Annotated in this window: 3 protein-coding genes and 1 pseudogene; all 4 read right to left on the bottom strand. The window is 42.0% G+C overall.

Annotated elements, in window-relative coordinates; genetic code table 11:
* Positions 1 to 81: 81 nt before the first annotated feature.
* Positions 82 to 621, bottom strand: a complete 540-nt coding sequence (locus HP456_RS23445) for a DUF1572 family protein (RefSeq protein WP_172255532.1) — start codon at positions 619 to 621, stop codon at positions 82 to 84.
* Positions 618 to 1,190, bottom strand: coding sequence for an ATP-binding protein (locus HP456_RS23440; protein WP_172255530.1), 573 nt, complete (start codon positions 1,188 to 1,190; stop codon positions 618 to 620). The genes HP456_RS23445 and HP456_RS23440 overlap by 4 nt, the downstream gene beginning before the upstream one ends.
* Positions 1,191 to 1,233: 43 nt before the next feature.
* The gene (locus HP456_RS23435; RefSeq protein ID WP_172255528.1) at positions 1,234 to 1,620 is read right to left on the bottom strand and encodes a hypothetical protein; all 387 of its coding nucleotides are present in this window, start codon (positions 1,618 to 1,620) and stop codon (positions 1,234 to 1,236) included.
* 123 nt (positions 1,621 to 1,743) lie between these two features.
* Positions 1,744 to 1,906 (bottom strand): annotated as a pseudogene (locus tag HP456_RS25225) (MFS transporter); the annotation flags it as partial.

The raw sequence follows: 1,906 nt of genomic DNA, 5'->3' as shown, positions 1-1,906 counted from the left end.
TTTAGTTCGGGTTTTACTTAGACTATAACACTTTTGTCCCAGCCTCATTTGTAAGTTAGGTATCATCTTTTGAAACCCTTTTTATTTTCCCTGATGTTTTTCCAGCATATCACTTAGATAGTCTTCCGATTTCCCCTTTGGAATGCTGAGACTCTCCCAGTCATCATGTTTCACTTGCTTACCTATATAAACGAGCTGCCCCACATGATAAGCATAATGGGCTAACTGCCTCTCAATGGCATCAATCACCGAATGAGGCTCTCCCCGAATCGTTATGGTTTTTAATAAATCCTGTTCAGTCAACCCCGCCAATGCATTCATCAGTGTTTGCCACCCCTTTTCCCAAATCAGCATCACCTCTGATTTAGAAGACAGGTCCGTGATGAATTCCCCGTCTCGATTCCGAAAATCCTTTTCTCCATCCGAATTCAAGAAGTCGGTCCATCTTGAAACCATATTACCGCTCATGTGCTTTATGATGATTGCCGCGCTATTCGATTCGCTGTTATACGCCCAAAAGATGTCCTCTTCTGATAATTGATCAATCGTTTTATCACCAAGACTTTTTACACTCTCAAACCGATTAATGACTATTTTCAGATATTCATGTCCGATACTCATAAGTCCCCTCCTCTTAAACGGTGAATCCCCGCAATCTCCTGAATGACACATTCAACGTCCTCTTCCCCCCTGATGACGAATAAATGATCTGCCTCCCCTTCCATTGGTGCGGACACGTCCACTTTATTTGACTCCGCATTTTGCCTTGCCAGTACTTCTTCAAAAGTGGTTGCACTCCTAAATATGATTTTACTGCGCGAACTAGTTGCAACACGCTCTTCAATTACATGGGCAGGCAAATCGAAATTGACCAGGATACTGTTGAAACCTTTACTGTGAAAATAATCAAGCAGATCCTTCCGTCCGCTCTTACTTCGGTTCGAATTACAGATGATGAGATGACAGTCGGTTTGTTCGACTGCATGGTCCACAATTGCTTTCGTAACGGCATATTTAATTGTATTCGGTCCTTGTTTTGCCAATAACTTTCTATAATAGGTATTGATAAATTCTGCTTGAAGATCCTGATCGACCACAACAGCATCTATAAGCTTCTCTTCCAATTTATTTGCAAACGTCGTCTTTCCGCTATGGGTCTTGCCGACGGTCATGATGATGAAACGATTCATTCTGCTCTCCCTTCCTATCTCTAAGAACTTTCTTTTAATAGTTTCATAAGCTCCTGCCTGCTGTCTTCATCACTGATTTTAAAGGAATCATTCCTTCCTGTTCTGATGATATGTGTATATCTTCCAGAACTCTTCCAAACCAGAAACGTATCCTTACTCTGATCTTCATAATGACCGTGATCTTATAGTCATTACTGTAAGCCATTTTGTACCTGGTTCTTGTTTCATGCCTTGCTCTGTTCAGAATCTTTGTGAATGTCCTGATGGATGACTTTTCTGTCACCACTTTCCCTTTTTCATATGATTCCGTTTTTTGGTTGTACGTTTGAATCATCATACGTTCAATACCTGAAATGCCGTTGTAAAAAAACACATATCCGCTGAAAATAAGGATCGAAAGCGTCAACAGAATCAGGAACCATCTTCTCATAAAGAGCCCTCTTTTCACGAAACCCCCCTCTTTTATATCCTTATTTTACCATACAATACACGAGGTTGATTCCTTTTATTTCCGCAAAAAAACGCCCCGCATCACACGGGACGTTTCTACTTCTTAATGAGGTTTCTCCTCCAAACCGCGCAGCCAAACCGTTAACATTACGGCTCCAACGACCATCAATGCGCCGATCCATGGTGTATGAATCAATCCGATGCCCTCGACGATGAGTCCTCCGACAAACGATCCGATCGCAATCCCGACGTTGAATGCCGCGATA

The organism is Bacillus haikouensis, assembly GCF_013179555.1.
Lineage (GTDB): Bacteria > Bacillota > Bacilli > Bacillales > Bacillaceae_B > Rossellomorea > Rossellomorea haikouensis_A.
This window is presented reverse-complemented; position numbering and strand designations above follow the sequence as displayed.

Excerpts from the sequence above, each read along its gene's own strand:
- HP456_RS23445 (WP_172255532.1), bottom strand. The coding sequence starts at position 621 with ATGAGTATCGGACATGAATATCTGAAAATAGTCATTAATCGGTTTGAG.
- HP456_RS23440 (WP_172255530.1), bottom strand. The coding sequence starts at position 1,190 with ATGAATCGTTTCATCATCATGACCGTCGGCAAGACCCATAGCGGAAAG.
- HP456_RS23435 (WP_172255528.1), bottom strand. The coding sequence starts at position 1,620 with ATGAGAAGATGGTTCCTGATTCTGTTGACGCTTTCGATCCTTATTTTC.